This is a genomic window from Nostoc sp., from assembly GCF_036917315.1.
GTDB lineage: Bacteria > Cyanobacteriota > Cyanobacteriia > Cyanobacteriales > Nostocaceae > Nostoc.
Genome location: NZ_JBALDR010000047.1, coordinates 35,732 through 52,492 on the forward strand (window position 1 = coordinate 35,732; position 16,761 = coordinate 52,492).

At 42.5% G+C, this 16,761-nt stretch carries 17 protein-coding genes and 1 pseudogene; 14 read left to right on the forward strand and 4 right to left on the reverse strand.

The annotated features are described in order from the left end of the window. Positions 1-35: 35 nt before the first annotated feature. From V7K84_RS20525 to V7K84_RS20590, 14 genes and pseudogenes are all read left to right on the forward strand, one after another. Positions 36-1,232 carry a pentapeptide repeat-containing protein gene (locus V7K84_RS20525; protein WP_334840735.1) on the forward strand — a complete coding sequence of 399 codons (1,197 nt, stop codon included), beginning with the start codon at positions 36-38 and terminating at the stop codon, positions 1,230-1,232. Next, a complete protein-coding gene (locus tag V7K84_RS20530) occupies positions 1,211-1,486 on the forward strand; it encodes a type II toxin-antitoxin system PemK/MazF family toxin (protein WP_334840737.1) in 276 nt (91 codons plus the stop codon). Before V7K84_RS20525 ends, V7K84_RS20530 begins: the two co-directional genes overlap by 22 nt. Beyond that, a complete protein-coding gene (locus V7K84_RS20535) occupies positions 1,443-1,586 on the forward strand; it encodes a type II toxin-antitoxin system PemK/MazF family toxin (protein WP_334840738.1) in 144 nt (47 codons plus the stop codon). The genes V7K84_RS20530 and V7K84_RS20535 overlap by 44 nt, the downstream gene beginning before the upstream one ends. A gap of 4 nt (positions 1,587-1,590) precedes the next feature. After that, a complete protein-coding gene (locus V7K84_RS20540; RefSeq protein WP_334840739.1) occupies positions 1,591-1,767 on the forward strand; it encodes a hypothetical protein in 177 nt (58 codons plus the stop codon). Positions 1,768-1,791: 24 nt separating this feature from the next. Beyond that, entirely contained in the window at positions 1,792-2,460 is a 669-nt protein-coding gene (locus V7K84_RS20545) for an HAD family hydrolase (RefSeq protein ID WP_334840740.1), read from the forward strand. Positions 2,461-2,605: 145 nt separating this feature from the next. Next, positions 2,606-2,785 carry a hypothetical protein gene (locus tag V7K84_RS20550; RefSeq protein ID WP_334840742.1) on the forward strand — a complete coding sequence of 60 codons (180 nt, stop codon included), beginning with the start codon at positions 2,606-2,608 and terminating at the stop codon, positions 2,783-2,785. Between the two features lie 143 nt (positions 2,786-2,928). After that, positions 2,929-3,168, forward strand: coding sequence for a helix-turn-helix domain-containing protein (locus V7K84_RS20555; RefSeq protein WP_334840744.1), 240 nt, complete (start codon positions 2,929-2,931; stop codon positions 3,166-3,168). Between the two features lie 4 nt (positions 3,169-3,172). Further along, positions 3,173-6,307 (forward strand): PAS domain S-box protein, encoded by a 3,135-nt coding sequence (locus V7K84_RS20560; RefSeq protein WP_334840746.1) that lies wholly within the window; start codon positions 3,173-3,175, stop codon positions 6,305-6,307. Beyond that, positions 6,304-6,780, forward strand: coding sequence for a response regulator (locus V7K84_RS20565; protein WP_334840748.1), 477 nt, complete (start codon positions 6,304-6,306; stop codon positions 6,778-6,780). The genes V7K84_RS20560 and V7K84_RS20565 overlap by 4 nt, the downstream gene beginning before the upstream one ends. Then, a complete protein-coding gene (locus V7K84_RS20570; RefSeq protein WP_334840750.1) occupies positions 6,780-8,747 on the forward strand; it encodes a hybrid sensor histidine kinase/response regulator in 1,968 nt (655 codons plus the stop codon). Before V7K84_RS20565 ends, V7K84_RS20570 begins: the two co-directional genes overlap by 1 nt. Before the next feature lie 575 nt (positions 8,748-9,322). After that, positions 9,323-10,549 carry a pentapeptide repeat-containing protein gene (locus tag V7K84_RS20575; protein WP_334840752.1) on the forward strand — a complete coding sequence of 409 codons (1,227 nt, stop codon included), beginning with the start codon at positions 9,323-9,325 and terminating at the stop codon, positions 10,547-10,549. Between the two features lie 249 nt (positions 10,550-10,798). Beyond that, positions 10,799-12,190 (forward strand): annotated as a pseudogene (locus V7K84_RS20580) (YifB family Mg chelatase-like AAA ATPase); the annotation flags it as partial. Between the two features lie 291 nt (positions 12,191-12,481). Further along, the gene (locus V7K84_RS20585; RefSeq protein WP_334840754.1) at positions 12,482-13,282 is read left to right on the forward strand and encodes a hypothetical protein; all 801 of its coding nucleotides are present in this window, start codon (positions 12,482-12,484) and stop codon (positions 13,280-13,282) included. A 54-nt stretch (positions 13,283-13,336) separates the two neighbouring features. Then, positions 13,337-13,783 (forward strand): thermonuclease family protein, encoded by a 447-nt coding sequence (locus tag V7K84_RS20590; protein WP_334840756.1) that lies wholly within the window; start codon positions 13,337-13,339, stop codon positions 13,781-13,783. A 92-nt stretch (positions 13,784-13,875) separates the two neighbouring features. Here V7K84_RS20590 and V7K84_RS20595 read toward each other — a convergent pair whose 3' ends face one another. From V7K84_RS20595 to V7K84_RS20610, 4 genes are all read right to left on the reverse strand, one after another. Next, complete coding sequence (locus V7K84_RS20595; RefSeq protein WP_334840758.1) at positions 13,876-14,955, reverse strand: DUF5131 family protein; 1,080 nt, start codon at positions 14,953-14,955, stop codon at positions 13,876-13,878. Positions 14,956-15,036: 81 nt separating this feature from the next. Next, complete coding sequence (locus V7K84_RS20600) at positions 15,037-15,345, reverse strand: hypothetical protein (RefSeq protein ID WP_334840760.1); 309 nt, start codon at positions 15,343-15,345, stop codon at positions 15,037-15,039. Next, complete coding sequence (locus V7K84_RS20605; RefSeq protein WP_334840761.1) at positions 15,342-15,818, reverse strand: hypothetical protein; 477 nt, start codon at positions 15,816-15,818, stop codon at positions 15,342-15,344. The genes V7K84_RS20600 and V7K84_RS20605 overlap by 4 nt, the downstream gene beginning before the upstream one ends. A 269-nt stretch (positions 15,819-16,087) precedes the next feature. After that, on the reverse strand, positions 16,088-16,744 hold the full coding sequence (locus V7K84_RS20610; protein WP_334840762.1) for a hypothetical protein: 657 nt from the start codon (positions 16,742-16,744) through the stop codon (positions 16,088-16,090). Positions 16,745-16,761: the final 17 nt, after the last annotated feature.

The window sequence follows — 16,761 nt, forward strand, 5'->3', positions numbered from 1 at the left end:
CCGTAACAATTCTGGAGATGAACGAGATGAAAACTATGTCTGATAACAAGACAGACCCTCTGAGAAATTGGTTAATAGTTCTACCATTTATATTTATTCTTTGCTTATTTATTGTTTTTTTAGCTTTTGTAAATGTTGAAGGTTTATCAACAGAGCAAAGGTTAGATTATGGAATTAAATCTTTAACAACGACTGGAACAATTTTTGTTGGAATTGCTGTATTTATCAATGCGTTCTATGCAGCTAAACGTGCAGAAGCTATGGATAAAAGTGCTGAAGCTGCAAATGAGAGTGCTAAAACTGCACTCCAAAATGCTAAAGCTGCACAAGACAAGCAAATCACAGAGCGCTTTGCAAAAGCTATTGAACAGCTTGGAAATGAAAAGATTGAAACGCGATTAGGGGCAATTTATACTTTAGAACGAATTGCCAAAGATTCCAAAGATGATCGCTGGACAATCATGGAAGTCCTGACGGCTTTTGTGCGAGGGAATGCGCCTTTGAAAAAATACGAGGAAAAGGCAGAGAATGCAAAACCGTTAATCAATTATTGGATGAATGCTAAGAAATCAGAGGAGATAGAGCAAAAATCAAAACTTCAGACGGATATTCAAGCTGCCCTTACCGTAATTGGACGGCGCAAGTCTGAGAATGATCTGGAAAATCAGAGATTGAATTTAAGTAATATCGATATCAAAGGAGCAGACCTCAGAAAAGCCGACCTGCAAAAGGCAGACCTCAGTGAAGCCAACCTGCAAAGGGTAGTCCTGAGGGGAAGCAATTTGCAAAGGGCAGTCCTGAGAAAAACCAATCTGCAAAGGGCATATCTCAATCAAGCCAATCTGCAAGAGTCAGTCCTGAGGGCAGGCAATCTGCAAGGGGCACATCTCAATGAAGCTAACCTGCAAGGGGCATATCTCTGTGAAGCCAACCTGCAAGGGGCATATCTCAGTAAAACCAATTTGCAAGGGGTAGACCTTAGTGAAGCTAACCTACAAGGGGCATTCCTCTGGGGAGCCAAAAACCTAGAACAACACCAGATTGATTTGGCAAAAGGCGATCGCAGTAGATTCATTAACGAAGCTGTGCAATATTATATTACTCAGAAAGCCTTAATCAATCTTAGAGAACAATTAAAAGAGGGAGCCATCCAACGCGCAGAACGTGATTTGGGTTTAGTAGAAGAGTGGTTTGACTTGGAAGAAGAATTGTGCCACAGAAACGAAAAGTAAATTACCCCAAACGTGGTGAAGTATACTTAGTCAATTTTGATCTAACTATTGGTGCAGAGATTAAAAAAACACGCCCAGCTTTAATTTTGCAAAATGATGTTTCTAACGAACATAGTCCGATCGCGGTTGTAGCTGCCATCACCTCAAAGTTTGCAGAACCTTTGTATCCCACTGAAGTGTTGATTAGAGTACTAGAAGGCGGTTTAGAGGATGATTCATTCGGTTGTACTTCTCAATCAGATTCGCTCAATTGACAAGCAAAGGCTAATTAAATGTTTGGGAAGTCTGCGCCCAGAAACGATCGCACAGGTAGATCGAGCAATTCAAATCAGCCTTGGCCTAGTGAAGCTTTGAGGCGATGTCTGGCGACAAGCCGCTTCTCTACAAGACGCTGCACGTAGCTTGCTTCTCCGTAGGAGTATGCGTCTACGCACCCTCTGGAATCATCTCAAGCGATCGCCATCTCTTCTCTAACCCCCTTCTCCTCTCATGGGATGATGAAGTAAATTATTTGCCATGCCATCATCAGCAATAAAGCAAAACGTCAGTTGAGGTTTTCATGGCATTAGAAGGGGTGATTTTAGATATTGATGGCACACTGGTTATAAGTAATGATGTTCATGCAAATTCCTGGGTTGAGGCATTTGCAGCTTATGACTTGGAAGTGCCATTTGAAAAAGTTAGACCGCTCATCGGCATGGGTGGAGATCAACTAATTCCCAAAGTAGTGCCAGAATTAAATGGTGAAGAAGGAACTGGCAAAGCGATCGCTCAACTACGCAAAGAACTTATATTGAACAAATATATACCGCAAATCACTGCTGCCAATGGTAGCAGAAACTTAATATTAAAGATGCAAAAATCGGGATTGCATCTGGTTGTTGCTAGTTCAGCAAGTTCTGAAGAACTGGACATATTACTCAAAATTGCCCAAGTAGATGATTTGCTATCGGAAGTAACTACATCGGATGATGCCGAAGCATCTAAACCTGCTCCTGACATTGTAGAAGCTGCCTTGAACAAAGGGCAAATGACACCTGAAAAAGTAGTGATGCTAGGAGATTCGCCCTACGATATTGAGTCTGCTGGGAAAGCAGGGGTAGATGTGATTGCTTTGCGCTGCGGTGGCTTTAGCGATGAACAACTGTCGGGAGCGATCGCAATTTACAACGATCCAGAAGATTTACTACAGCACTATGACTCTTCTATTCTGGGTGCAAATGCTTAAATACTAAAAGAAGGAAGAAGGGTAGGCGATCGCAGTCAATTCATCAACGAAGTTGTGCAATATTGTAAGCTGTTACGCATTAAAATTGCACATTAACTAATGAGGGTTGTCATTTGTTCTTTGTCCTTAGAAACACAAATGACTAATGACTAATGACCGTCTGGAGTTTGTGCAATATATAGGCGCATTAGCTTATTACTCAAAAAGCCTTAGTCAATCTCAGAGAACATTTAAAAGAAGGAGCGATCCAACAGGCGGAACTTACATCATTTTGCATCTAAATGATGTACATCCTTTACCCCCCTTAATCCCCCCGATGTATTGACTTGTAGCTTTTTTAAGGGGGGTTAGCGGGGATCAACAAGTGCCTAAAATTACAGCCATTCACTTTTAAAATATTCCCTGAGTAAGAGACAATGAATAAGACATCTGTCCTACGCTAATTGTCCTATGGGGATAAAACAAGAGATGTCTCTAACAAAGCAGCTAGAAATTTTAGATTTAATTCGGGAACTTCGTCAGCAGCTTAATCTTTCTCAAAAACAATTTGCTGCTAAAGTAGGAGTTTCCTTCAAAACAGTCAACCGTTGGGAGAATGGGCATACAGTCCCTTCACGGATAGCGCTAAAACTAATAGAAGAAATGTTACAGAAGATGGGTGAACCTGGCAAAAGACTGCTAAATCAGTATTTTCCAGAAGCAGAGTAGGGTTATGAGTCGTAAGGCGAAGGCATCTGAATCCCAAAACATCTTTTCTGGCAATGGAGACAAGGGCGCATTCATCCGGGAGAAACTCCTGCACTATGGTGTTGCCTTCCTATCCGTTGCCTTAGCACTGCGGGCAACCCTACTACTCAATCCATATTTTACTTCAACACCTGGGGCACTGTTTTTTGCTGCGGTGATGGTGAGTGCCTGGTACGGGGGCTTAGGGCCAGGGTTACTTGCAACCCTTTTGTCTACTTTTGCAGTTAATTACTTCTTTTTTAAGCCACTCCATCCGCAGAACATTACAAATCCGAATATTGTAGTTCCCTTGGCAGTGTTTATGCTGACAGCAGGGTTAATCAGCTGGCTTAATGAATCACACCGCACAGCCCAACGACAAGCTGAGGCGAACCTGAAGTCACTATGCGAAAGCGAAGCCCGGTTTAGTCGCTTAACCGAGTCTAATATTATTGGGATGATTGTGGCCGATCTAAACGGCTTAATCATTGAAGCCAATGATGCCTTTCTAAAAATGCTCAATTATACCCGCGAGGATTTGCGCTCTGGTCGAATCCGCTGGGGCGAAATTGTTCCACTCGAATATATTGAGGTGAGCGAGCGAGGGATTCAAGAACTGGCAATTACTGGGAGTTGTAAGCCCTTTGAGCAGGAATACATTCGCAAAGACGGCTCTCTAGTTTCGGTTCTAATTGGCTTTGCTAAACAGGGAGATCGGACAATCATTGGTTTTGTTCTTGACTTAAGCGAACGCAAACAAGCCCAAGCAGAAGCCCAGCATCGCGCCCGCCAAGCAAAAGAAGCCCAGAGCATCCTGCAAATGCTCCTAGAACACGTCCCAGAGGGAATTACGATCGCTGGCGGCCCCCCTGATTTCCCAATCATCGCTAACAGCAAACTCGCGCAAAAACTTTTGGGCAGACCGAGTGAATCTCTCGTTGGTATGTCTTCTGAATTTTATATTCAGCTCTACGGTCTGTTCCTAGCTGATGGTGTAACGCCCCTTACCTTAGAGCAACTACCTTTATACCGTGCTACGCGCTATGGAGAAACGATCTGCGATGAAGAATGCATTATTGAACGTCCAGATGGTACTACAATTACAGCGATCGCCAATGTCGTCCCAATTCGGGATTCTCAAGGTGAGATTATTGGTGCCATAGATTGCTGGCGCGATATCACCAACCGTAAGCTCGTAGAAGAAGCACTGCGCCAACGAGAAACAGAACTTCGTTTAATTACAGATACATTGCCAGTTCTGATTACCTTTGTAGATTCAGAACAACGCTACCGCTTCAATAACCGAGCATATGAAGATTGGTTTGGGCATTCGACGGTAGAAGTTTATGGGAAGCATCTTTGGGAAGTATTGGGTGAATCCGCTTATGAAGTGATTCGTCCTTATGTGGAACAAGTACTGGCAGGAGAGCAGGTAACATTTGAAAGTGAAGTTCCTTATAAAAATGGTGGGACACGTTACATTAATGCCATTTACGTTCCCCAGTTTAATAGACAAGGAATCGTTGAAGGGTATGTGGCGTTAGTCACCGATATTAGCGAACAGCAAGCTGCGCTACGCGATCGCGATCGGGCAGAAGCAGCGTTGCGTGAAAGTGAATCCCGCTTTCGCCAGATGGCAGATACCGCTCCCGTACTGATTTGGATGTCCGGCACTGACAAACTTTGTAACTACTTTAATAAACCCTGGCTAGATTTTACCGGGCGGACTCTGGAAGAAGAGATGGGCAACGGGTGGACTGAAGGTATTCATCCTGATGATTTTCAGCATTGCTTAGATACATACACCAATGCTTTTGATGCCCGACAAAATTTTCAAATGGAATATCGCCTCAGACACTATGATCGCGAATACCGTTGGGTTTTTGATACTGGTGTGCCTCGGTTTGCACCAACGGGGGAATTTCTCGGCTATATCGGCTCTTGTGTTGATATCCACGATCGCAAGTTGGCAGAAGAAGCGCTACGTGACAGTGAGGAACGGTACCGAATTTTAGCGGAAGTGTCGCCACAGGCAATTTGGATGGGCGAGCGCGATGGTGGTATTACCTATTGCAATCAACACTGGTTAGACTACACCGGATTGACAATGGAGCAGACTACAGGCTATGGCTGGATTTCTGTCATTCACCCCGATGACCGCGATGGCGTCTTTAAAAGTTCGATGCAGGCTGTTGCTAACGCGACCAACTACGAAATAGAAATTCGCTTCCGTCAAGTTTCTGATGGTAGCTATCGTTGGCATATTGTCCGGGGTTTACCATTTCGAGATCCAAGCGGACAGATTATCAAATGGGTGGGCATCGCCAGCGACATTCACGATCGCAAAGTTGCCGAAGCCGCCCTGCAACAACTCAACGAAATGCTAGAGCAACGAATTCAAGAGCGCACTGCCCAACTCGAAGCCGCCAATAAAGAACTCGAATCCTTCTCTTACTCAGTCTCTCACGACTTGCGCGCACCGCTGCGCCACATCGCCGGATTTGTCGAATTGCTTCAGAAGCGTCATAGCTCAACAAGCTTAGATCAAACAAGTCAGCGCTATTTAAAAATAATTGCCGAAACTGCCAAACAAGCAGGGATACTGATCGATGAGTTGCTGACATTTTCTCGGATGGGGCGCACCGAAATGCGCTACATCAACTTAAATATGGAGGAATTGGTACATGAGGTAAAACGCGATTTAATTGCAGAAACCCCAGGACGCACAATTCATTGGCACATCGAATCACTGCCAGAAGCGCAGGGCGATCCTTCCATGCTGCGGCTGGTGCTTCGCAACCTGATGGGCAATGCCGTAAAATATAGCCAGACTCGAAACCCAGCAGATATTACTGTTGGCAGTAATGACAATGAAAACGAAGTTGTCTTTTTTGTACGAGATAACGGCGTAGGCTTTAATATGCAATATGTACACAAGCTATTCGGAGTATTTCAACGTCTGCATAGCGACCCACAATTTGAAAGCACTGGTGTTGGATTGGCAAACGTGCAACGCATTATTCATCGGCATAATGGTCGAGTTTGGGCAGAGGCTGTAGTTGACAGTGGCGCCACCTTTTATTTCTCGCTGCCTAAGTTTTCCAAAAAGGAGAGTGAATGAAAGAACTGAAGCGGATTCTGCTAATTGAAGACAGCGCCAACGATGCAGAGTTAATCCTAGCCGCCTTGTCAGAAAACCATCTCGCCAATGAAGTAGTGGTGGTACGTGATGGAGAAGAAGCACTAGATTATCTTTATCGCCGGGGGTTGTTCCGGTTGCGAATGGAAGGGTATCCTGTTGTAGTATTGCTCGATTTGAAACTGCCTAAAATCGATGGACTAGAAGTATTGGCACAACTCAAATCTGACCCACTAATGCGAGTAATTCCAGTGGTGGTATTGACCTCTTCCCGCGAGGAGCCTGACCTAGTTCGCTGCTACGCGTTAGGGGTGAATGCTTATGTGGTCAAACCAGTAGATTACCATGATTTTGTGGATTCTATTAAGGGTGTCGGTCTATTTTGGGCAGTGATCAATCAGCCTCCGGTTGGTGCTTTACCTCCCGCACCTCATCCTCAAAAGGAGAGCAACTGATGAATGTCCTGCGTTTCCTCCTTTTGGAAGATAGCCTGTTAGATGCAGAGCTTGCCCAAATGATATTAACTGAAGGGGGAATTAATTGCGAACTGATCCGAGTCGAAACCGGTGCTGATTTCCTAGCGGCTTTGGAAACAGAGGCTTTCGATTTAATTCTTGCCGATTATGCCTTGCCCTCTTTTGATGGAATTTCTGCCTTGGAAATTGCCCGGAATCGTTATCCTGAGATTCCTTTTATCTTTGTCTCTGCCGTACTGGGTGAAGAATTAGCGATCGAAGCTTTGAAGAACGGTGCAACCGATTATGTATTAAAGCAACGACTAGGGCGGTTAGTTCCCTCGGTGCAACGCGCATTGCGGGAAGCTAAGGAGCGGCGTCAGCGCAAGCAAGCAGAGGAGTCTTTACAAAAGAGTGAAGCCAAGTATCGCCGAATTGTTGATACTTCTTATGAGGGAATCTGGATGATTGACTCCAAAACCCGAACAGAGTTTGTGAATCAGCGGATATCTCAGATGTTGGGTTATCCGGCAGCAGAAATACTCGGTCGTTCTATATTTGATTTTATGGATCTGGCTGATGAGATCGCAGATGAAGCAAAACTGGGGTGGTTCAAAGGAGAAGAGAGCGATCTTAAAGAAGGGCGATTGCGTTGCCAGGATGGTTCGTACATCTGGACACTAATTTCTGCAAGAGCGATTTTGAACGAACAGGGTAAGTGTTTAGGTGCGATCGCCATGCTAACTGATATCACCGATCGCAAACGCAGCGAATCAGAACGCGATCGCCTTTTGCTATTAGAGCAAAGAGCCAGGGCGGAAGCTGAGGCTGCTAACCGAATCAAAGATGAGTTTTTGGCAGTACTTTCTCATGAATTGCGATCGCCCTTGAATCCGATTCTCGGTTGGGCAAAACTGTTGCAGAGCCGGAAATTTGATGAAGCAGGACTCAACAAAGCCCTGAAAACTATTGAGCGCAATGCCAAATTACAAGCTCAATTAATTGAAGACTTACTGGATGTTTCTCGCATCCTCCAAGGCAAACTCAGCCTCAACACGATCCCAGTCGATCTGGTATCCACCATTGAAGCCGCAATGGAAACAGTGCATTTAGCAGCAGAGGCTAAAACTATTGACATGGAGACGAAGCTCGATCCAAATGTGGGAAAAGTTTTGGGCGATCCAGCCCGCTTACAGCAAGTTTTCTGGAATCTTCTCTCGAATGCCGTCAAGTTTACTGAGACTGGGGGAAAAGTAAATGTGCGATTGGAGCGCATCGACGCTCAAGCGCAGATTACTGTCAGCGATACAGGTAAAGGCATTAACTCTGATTTTCTACCTTATATGTTTGATTATTTCCGTCAAGGTGATAGTACAACAACTAGAAGGTTTGGTGGATTGGGGTTAGGTTTAGCGATCGCTCGTCACTTGATTGAGATGCACGGGGGAACGATTGGGGCGGAAAGTCTTGGCGAAGAGCAGGGAGCGATCTTCACTGTGAGATTGCCGCTAATCAAGGACAGTGCAACGATCGAGGACGATACAAATACTGATTCCTCAACTGCCATTTTTGCCTCCTCTCCCCTCATGGGTTTACAAGTGCTGGTTGTGGATGACAATGATGATAGCCGCGACTTTTTCAGCTTTGTGCTGGAACAGTTTGGTGCGATCGTCACCGCAGTAGCATCAGGATATGAAGCATTACAAGCGCTAACCGAGTCAAAGCCAGATATCTTACTCAGCGATATTGGAATGCCAGAAATGAACGGCTATATGCTGATAGAACAGGTGCGGACTCTGGAAGCAAAAGTCGGGGCAAAAAAGATGCCTGCGATCGCTCTGACTGCTTATGCAGGCGAAATAAATCAGCAATACGCACTAAGAGCAGGATTTCAACAGCACATTGTTAAACCTGTAGCACCAGAAGAATTGCTCGTGGCAATTTCTAACTTAGTCCAATCTACTTAGGGCGTGTCATCAACCTGAGTAATTGAACTGGCTGAATGTTACAGATTTTAAACTATTCTTCACAGGTAATATGGTCTTTTTAATTGTCTGGAATACTCCGGGTAATCCAGAAAAATGTTGTGCCCCAACTGCGTGTTGATATAAAAAGTTTATTCTCTTATCAAAAATTTATCTCACCCTATTGACAGTACTTTTCAATTAATTGAATTACACTACTTTTCATTCCCTGTCTGGATCGTGGGTTAAATACCTGAAAATTTTTATCAAATAAACATGAGTGAAAAAGAGTGTAGAGATGTTGCAGTACTAAGTCTCTACAAGGTTTCTGGATACAGCATATTTAATTTCATCAGATATCTAATCATTCGTGAATAATCAGACCCCTGGCTTCTCTAGAAAGTCAATGCTCTTGTTCCTCATAAATAATTCAGGATTGTTATATAGATAATTTCTATATAGTGGATTTAAAGGTTCGCCAATTTTATCCGTGTTTGTACTCTATCATAACTTTACGGATACTCTTAGAATCAACCTAAATTTACTTCCGTAAGGAGTCGGATATGAAGACTTATGACATGTCTTTCATAAAGACCAATGGACTCACGACTTTGTTGGCATTTGTCTCAGTTATATTTATTTTATCATTCACTCTAATTATATTATTTTTTGAAAGCATTCAAGGATTTTCAAATCAAGAAAAAATTGAATACATCTCTCAAGCATTAACAACAATTGCCATAATTATTGGGGGATTGGCATTAATTCTTAATGCTTACTATACCTCTAGACTCTCTCTGGATGAGAATCACAGCTTGTTAACGCAGCTCCTGACTGGAACAGTAGCTTGGGATAACAATATCGTAAATTGCATCAATCAGACCCCATTAGCTCCACAAGAAATTGTTTCCGAACGCTTTTCTAAAGCGATTGAACAACTGGGAAATGAAAAGATTGAAACGCGATTTGCCGCAATTTATGCTTTAGAACGAATTGCCAAAGATTCCCCGAAAGATCATTGGACAATCATGGAAATCCTCGCTGCTTTTATCCGCGAGAATGCCCCAGTGAATAGGGAATATGAGGATGAGTCACTGCAATCATCAAAACTTCCTACAGATATTCAAACAGCCTTAACTGTCATTGGCAGACGCGATTCATCTAAAGATCCAGTCAATCAGAAACTCGATTTACGCAATACAGACCTCTGTAATGCAGACTTAACGGAAGCTAACCTCTCTAGAGCAATTTTCGTCGGGGCTAACTTGCAATGGGTCAACTTTACCAGAGTAAACCTCTCTGAAGCAGACTTATCTGTTACCTGTCTTTGTGGCTCAATCCTCTATGAAGCCAACCTGCAAAAAGCAATCCTCCCAGAAGCCAATCTTCAAGGCGCAGTTCTCAGAAAAGCGAACCTTTCTCAAGCCATCCTTTACGATGCCAACTTGGAAGGCACAGTTCTGTGTGATGCCAACTTAACAGGAGCAGTTCTTTGTGATGCCAACTTGGAAGGAGCAATCCTTTGTGATGCCAACTTGGAAGAAGTCAACTTCGAGGGTAGCAATCTCCAAGATACAAACCTAATTGGCAGTAACTTGCAAAGAGCAAAACTGGCTGGCGCTAATCTAGACAGTGCATTACTGAGTACAGCTAACCTCCAAGAAGCTAATCTTCAAGAAGCTAACCTCTGTGGAGCCAACTTGAGTGGCTCGGAAAATGTAGAATCACAGCAGATTGAACAGGCAATTGGCGATCGCACAACCATCCTACCGGAAAACTTGAAAATACCTCAACATTGGTGGTAATAACAAGCGAAAGTTTCAGCATTTAAAACTTGATTACACGATAGGGACGCATAGCTATGCGTCTCTATCGTGTTTAATTTAGTACCCAAAACTAAAAAATTGCCAAAAACCTGATAAATATTCTCTATCAGTCAAAATAGATGTGGATGAACACTGCTGTAATTCAGAAAAATCGTCTATGTGGTTTCACTAATGCCAATCTACCAACTCATCTGCTAGAGATTTTAAAGGTTTAGTGTTATATAAGCAATGCTTGCTAGAGTCTGGAGTGCATCAATTGTAGGCATCGATGCCGTCAAAGTCGGCGTAGAAGTCGATGTGTCAGGGGGATTACCGGGAATTGTTGTCTTGGGACTGCCAGATTCAGCGATTCAAGAGTCAAGAGAAAGAGTCAAAGCAACTTTGAAAAATACTGGCTTTGCCTTTCCGATGCGTAAAATAGTAATTAATTTAACTCCGGCAGATTTACGCAAAGAAGGCCCCTGTTTCGATTTGCCTATTAGTGTGGGAATTTTGGCGGCTTCTGAGCAGGTTAGCGCTGATTTGTTGGGGGATTATCTCTTTTTGGGCGAAGTCTCTTTGGATGGCAGTTTGCGTCCGGTGGCTGGTGTATTACCGATCGCAGCAGCAGCCCAAAAGATGGGAATTGCAGGTTTAGTTCTCCCTGCTGATAATGCCCAAGAAGCGGCAGTGGTTGAAGATTTGGCTGTTTACGGCTGCAAGCATTTGTCTGAGGTGGTGGATTTTTTAAATAATCCGGGACGTTACAAACCTGTGCAGATAGATAGTACAACACAGACAACAACAGTATCCTACCCTGGTGCAGATTTGCATGATGTGAAAGGACAAGCTCATGGGCGTCGTGCTTTAGAAATTGCTGCGGCTGGTGGGCATAATCTCATTTTTGTCGGGCCACCTGGCAGTGGAAAGACGATGCTAGCAAGGCGCTTACCGGGAATTTTACCGCCATTGAGCTTTGCCGAATCTTTAGAAGTAACTCGGATTCATTCGGTAGCTGGTTTATTGAAAAATCGTGGTTCATTGGTACGCGATCGCCCTTTTCGCAGTCCCCACCACTCGGCATCCGGGCCTTCTCTAGTTGGCGGTGGTAGCTTTCCTCGTCCTGGAGAAATATCATTATCTCACAGAGGTGTGCTGTTTCTAAACGATATCACAATACCAAGTTTAATCACGAACAAAAAAACTGTTGTTGCAGCTGCTATGTCGGCTGCATTATTTTTGGTGTCAATGCCAGTGCTGGCTCAATCTGGGCCAATCACCGCGAAAATCATCAGTGTTGGTGATGGCGACACGGTAACAGCCCAATTTGGTAGCAAAAAAGCAACTATTCGGCTAGCTTGTATTGATGCTGCTGAGATGAAACAGGCTCCTTGGGGTGAGCGATCGCGGGATAGGCTCAAGCAGCTACTACCAGTTGGAAAACCAGCTAAATTCTCGATCAAGGAAAAAGATAGGTATGGCAGGTTTGTTGCTGAGATATTTGTAGAGAATCGCAACATCAATCTTGTTATGGTTCAGGAAGGGCAAGCGGTTGTGTATCAGCAATACTTAAAAAATTGTCCTGCCAGCCAAAAGAGTTTGTTGTCTGCGGAGGTGGATGCTAAAAGTAAAAAACTGGGATTCTGGAACCAGACTAAGCCTGTGATGCCTTGGGATTTTCGCAGACAGAACAGCAAACAAAAACCAAATTCATCGCCTAAGCCAGTATCGCAATCTTCCAATTGTGATCCGTCATATCCTGATTTCTGTATTCCAGTGGGTGCGCCTGACATAGACTGTGGAGAAATAGAATATCGTAATTTCCGGGTTGTCGGTAATGACCCGCATGGGTTTGATGGTGATGGCGATGGAATAGGTTGTGAGAAATAGTAATTTTGATAGGATAAAATGAATTTTTATCTTTTTAGAATTATGAATAATTTTGAGTTAGATTTAATGCCTGGATTCATCTCAATTATTGATTTGGATCTTAAATATTTTGCTGTAAATCAAAAACTAGCTGATTTATTTAACTTGAACAAAGAATCTGTTCCAGGTATGCCAGCTGGGAGTAAATGCGACAGTCAAATACAAATTATAAAGAATCTTGTAGATTCACCTTTGGGAACAGAGCTAAATTGGGAATGTTACTATAACGAAGTTTGTTTATTTGTGTGTTCTAAGAGGCAAGAGAGCTTGATTTTTAGCCAAGCCATTGATATCACTGAGCGCAAACTTCTAGAGGAAAACTTAAAAGCTTCCAGCGAACGAAATAAAATTTTATTAAAGGCTATTCCTGATGCAGTGAAATTTGTTGAAGAACGACGTAGCACTGAACAACTGGAATGGTTAGTCAAAGCTTTGGTAGAAAACCCTATAGTTGACCAGCGTAAGTCTATTGAAACATTAATTACACTGGAAGTAGAGTTAAGAGAAGCGTCTGTAAAATTAAGACAAATGGAAAAAATAATCTACACAGATCATAATTCGTTTTTAAACAGATTAAAAGCTGTAGAGATTTACCAAGAGGGTGATAATGAAAAGTGGAAGGATATAGAAAAAATCGAAAGTTTATCTAGAGTATCTGCAATTATTAACAATATTCCTGGTGGTTTGAAAAGTTGGTTAATTATCTTCATTGTCTTGCAAATGCTAGGTATATTGTGTATTGATTTGGGAGTTAGGGTATTTAACCTTGAAGAAGTTATACCTATCGAAAGAATTAATAAGTAAAATTAATTCTTTATGAATAATTGTTAAAAATAAGTCAGTTTTATTGAGAGAGAGATGAAAAAACTTGCTATTGTTGCGTGTCTACTTAGTTTGGGGTTCTTAGGGTTAATAATATTGTTCCTGTTGTCGAGAGATGAACTACCTAACAGCAAATTGTGTGAAGCAACGCAAGTAATAAGTGGGGATTCTCTGGTTCTCGTCTGTGATAATCAAACTCGGCAGGTGAAATTGTGCGGTGTGGTCGTGGCGGCAACAAGCCAAGCAGAAGCTAGAAAGCTAATTTCTTCCCTAACAAAAAATAAATCTGTATCGGCTGTATTTTCTGGCAATGCAGCAGAAATCTTTGTTCCTACTGCTTCCGAGGAAGAAAAAATGCTTTCAGAAGAATTATTGGTTAAGGGGCTTGGTGAGTTCAATGCCCAGGATAATTGCCCCAATAGTGATTCTATAAAACTTGCTGAACAAATTGCTAAAGAAAAACGTCTTGGGGTTTGGAAATAAAAAAGACTCACTCCAATGGAGAGAGCCATAAACCTAGCTATTTAGTAAAACTATTGACTAAAACAGGTTGAATCCAAATGCGTTTTGAATTCTTACAGGGCTTCGGGAAATTGTCTGATTTGCAATTCTGCGGGGAACTCTTCTAGGATTCCACCTTTGCGATCGCTAATCTTGTGCGTGGTGAGAACTTGATTTTCTTCATCCCAATGAGCCACAGGTTTAGCGCCAAGTTGTTTGACAAATACTGGGACTTCAGCGAAGTTAGCTTGTTTGATGAGCGATCGTAAATGCTCAAGATAAGTTGGTCTAGCTTTTGCGCCTGACTCTCCGCCAACAATAACCCAATCAGGACGCGGCGCACATTCAGTACAGATTGCCGCCCCAGCTACGGGCGCAACGTTAATAGCATAGAGTTTGCCTTGTTCACCACAAGCATCACACATACCTTCACCAATAAACTCGCCCAACCATTGCGACAAATCAACCTCCTCCAGTAAAGGTTCACAGCTAAAAAAGTGTACTGCTGCGGGAGTTTTTAGCAAATAATCAATATCTTGGGCATCCTCCTGCGTGCAAACAGAATGACCCAGCCAAATATGCTCTAGCGGTAGCTTGAGATTTTTAGTTTGTTTCAACAACCAGTTACTATGCAGTGAACCTTCAAGCATTGTCTTTACTTTTCTGCTGGGATTGTCCATAACTGTGTCCCAAGCCAGAATTAGAGCATTTTGGATTTTCTCTGTACGATCAGGAGCAGTAAAGTATTCCATCATTCGTTGTGGGCGTTTGGTCAGGATTTGGTATTTGTTCCAAGCACCCAAAATCATGTAGGCGATCGCTCGGTCTACAAACTCAAACGGAACATCCTTATGAAACAAGTCTGCCATGTTGCAGACAAAGACTAAATGAGAATCTTGCCAACTTCCCCAGTTCAGAATCCAGCCCAATCTATCAGGATGGCATTTTACCAATCCTGACCATTGCAGCTTGCCGTTAGCCGTTTTTACAACTGTATCTTTGTACGGTTCTGAAACCTTGGGATTAGGATTGTGCGCGAGTCGCCAACTATCCTTTAAGGCATAGCAATTTATGCAACCTTCACTTGCAAACTCACAGCCAGTTACAATTGGCCATGTGTCTTTAGTCCACTGAATTGCAGAATCTTTACTCATTTATTGCGCTCTGTAATAACTAACTTCATTAAGCGATAGCATTTAATAATTAGGCTGGGAAAACTCCCAACCCATTAACTATTACTTCTGCCAATTTATAGGGTTTTCTGGTGAGGCTATAGCTTCATCATGTTCACAATTGATAAAGGCTAAATTAAACTGTTCTTCAGCCAGTTCCGAACCTAGAGTTTCAAACTTGAGGTAGGCTTTTTCATCCCAGAACGGTGATAGTGCGATCGCTTCAAGTAACCGCGCGTTATAATCTGTCAGTTCCCCATGAGCATCTAATAACTCAATGACCTCTAACAAGCGTTGCTTTGGTGGCTTATGACGATAAGACTTGTTTGCAGTCAACAATGCTTTTGGTATAAATCCTGTTAGTAATTTCATAATTTAACGTCATATTTTGAACAATGATTAGCAAGATATTCGGCTACGTGTAAATGGTTAGTTTCATCAGGAAAACATTCACAAAAGAAAGAACCTTCACTTCCGGCATAAGTTATTCCACGTCCGTAACATTCTTTGCAGTTTGGATCGGGTGCAAGATCCTCTGGTGAGATTGGTATCCCTGAGTTTTCCTCTCCACATTCAGGATGTTCACACCGCCATTCAAATTCTGAATCATCAAAGTTTTCCTGTTCTAATAATTCAGCCGGAAGATTAGCGAAAATCCATTTACATTGAAAGCAAGATTTAGTTGGTTCATGAGTATCATCTAATTCAGCCTTTAATAGCTCAGTAGGTTCAAAGCAAGAACAGTTCTGAGCAATTTTAAAAAGTTCAGATTCCTCATCAACCTCCAATTCGGATATTTTTGGATGATTACAGTAAAATTCCAACTCTGGTTCGCCTTCTCCCATAGTTGGAGTGTTATAAGAATGCTCGTGATGTTTGCAATCTAGACAACTAAAATCTATTTCCATTGCAGTAATTTATAAATAATCATCACTGATAGGCGACAGCATTAAAAAAAGACTGCGCTCGCATCAGTATCTCTACGAAATGCGATAACGGTTAATTAACCGATGTTTATAACCATATTTCCTAATTTAAAAATCGCTTTTCACAAGTGACAGCATTAAAAAATGAGCCGGGATTGCTCCCAGCCCAGCACTATAAGTAGCTAATACTAACCTTTAGTACCTTTCAATTGCTTTTTACTAGGCATAGATGGTAACTGTTCTAGTTCTTCAACTCCGCCCACAATCGCTGCTACTTCTGTTGTAGAAAGTCCATCCAAGCATTGCATAGTGCGAGTACCCTCAAGGTCAATTAATGTTGGATTACTTTGCAGGAAACCAGCAATTTGCTGTAATTGCTTATTTTCGTCTTCACCTTCCCGCTTGCGCCAGCCAAAGTTAATAGTGTAGTAAGTTGAATTATCTTTACCAGCTTGTTTTTCAAAGCCGATAGTAAAGATTCCTGTACCTGGGTCTTCCTCACCAATCACTTCTTGAACTTTGGCGAATAAATTTGAAATGTTTTGCTTTTTGATATAAGCAACGCAAACAGTGTTAGTCGGTAAAACTTTTGGACTTACATTCGGAGCCGGGATAAAGAATATCTGCATCCATTGGCCAACGTATTCCAAACCCAAACTACCAAAATATTTGCTGACTTTTATAATTGCAATGTCAACCGTTTCATTCGAGCTAGTTCTACGATGAATGTCCTCCTGTCCCCCGACAAAAATACCGCCAAGCTTACAGTTTAAACGTGCTGAGTAGGGAATTTCAGGCAAGCAAATCGAATCACTTGGTTTCGTTCCAAATACTGAGAATGTCATCTAATTTCCTCAAAAAT

Excerpts from the sequence above, each read along its gene's own strand:
- V7K84_RS20535 (WP_334840738.1), top strand. The coding sequence starts at position 1,443 with ATGATTCATTCGGTTGTACTTCTCAATCAGATTCGCTCAATTGACAAG.
- V7K84_RS20570 (WP_334840750.1), top strand. The coding sequence starts at position 6,780 with ATGAATGTCCTGCGTTTCCTCCTTTTGGAAGATAGCCTGTTAGATGCA.
- V7K84_RS20545 (WP_334840740.1), top strand. The coding sequence starts at position 1,792 with ATGGCATTAGAAGGGGTGATTTTAGATATTGATGGCACACTGGTTATA.
- V7K84_RS20525 (WP_334840735.1), top strand. The coding sequence starts at position 36 with ATGTCTGATAACAAGACAGACCCTCTGAGAAATTGGTTAATAGTTCTA.
- V7K84_RS20575 (WP_334840752.1), top strand. The coding sequence starts at position 9,323 with ATGTCTTTCATAAAGACCAATGGACTCACGACTTTGTTGGCATTTGTC.
- V7K84_RS20550 (WP_334840742.1), top strand. The coding sequence starts at position 2,606 with ATGACTAATGACCGTCTGGAGTTTGTGCAATATATAGGCGCATTAGCT.
- V7K84_RS20565 (WP_334840748.1), top strand. The coding sequence starts at position 6,304 with ATGAAAGAACTGAAGCGGATTCTGCTAATTGAAGACAGCGCCAACGAT.
- V7K84_RS20595 (WP_334840758.1), bottom strand. The coding sequence starts at position 14,955 with ATGAGTAAAGATTCTGCAATTCAGTGGACTAAAGACACATGGCCAATT.
- V7K84_RS20600 (WP_334840760.1), bottom strand. The coding sequence starts at position 15,345 with ATGAAATTACTAACAGGATTTATACCAAAAGCATTGTTGACTGCAAAC.
- V7K84_RS20555 (WP_334840744.1), top strand. The coding sequence starts at position 2,929 with ATGTCTCTAACAAAGCAGCTAGAAATTTTAGATTTAATTCGGGAACTT.
- V7K84_RS20610 (WP_334840762.1), bottom strand. The coding sequence starts at position 16,744 with ATGACATTCTCAGTATTTGGAACGAAACCAAGTGATTCGATTTGCTTG.
- V7K84_RS20540 (WP_334840739.1), top strand. The coding sequence starts at position 1,591 with ATGTCTGGCGACAAGCCGCTTCTCTACAAGACGCTGCACGTAGCTTGC.
- V7K84_RS20560 (WP_334840746.1), top strand. The coding sequence starts at position 3,173 with ATGAGTCGTAAGGCGAAGGCATCTGAATCCCAAAACATCTTTTCTGGC.
- V7K84_RS20605 (WP_334840761.1), bottom strand. The coding sequence starts at position 15,818 with ATGGGAGAAGGCGAACCAGAGTTGGAATTTTACTGTAATCATCCAAAA.
- V7K84_RS20590 (WP_334840756.1), top strand. The coding sequence starts at position 13,337 with ATGAAAAAACTTGCTATTGTTGCGTGTCTACTTAGTTTGGGGTTCTTA.
- V7K84_RS20585 (WP_334840754.1), top strand. The coding sequence starts at position 12,482 with ATGAATAATTTTGAGTTAGATTTAATGCCTGGATTCATCTCAATTATT.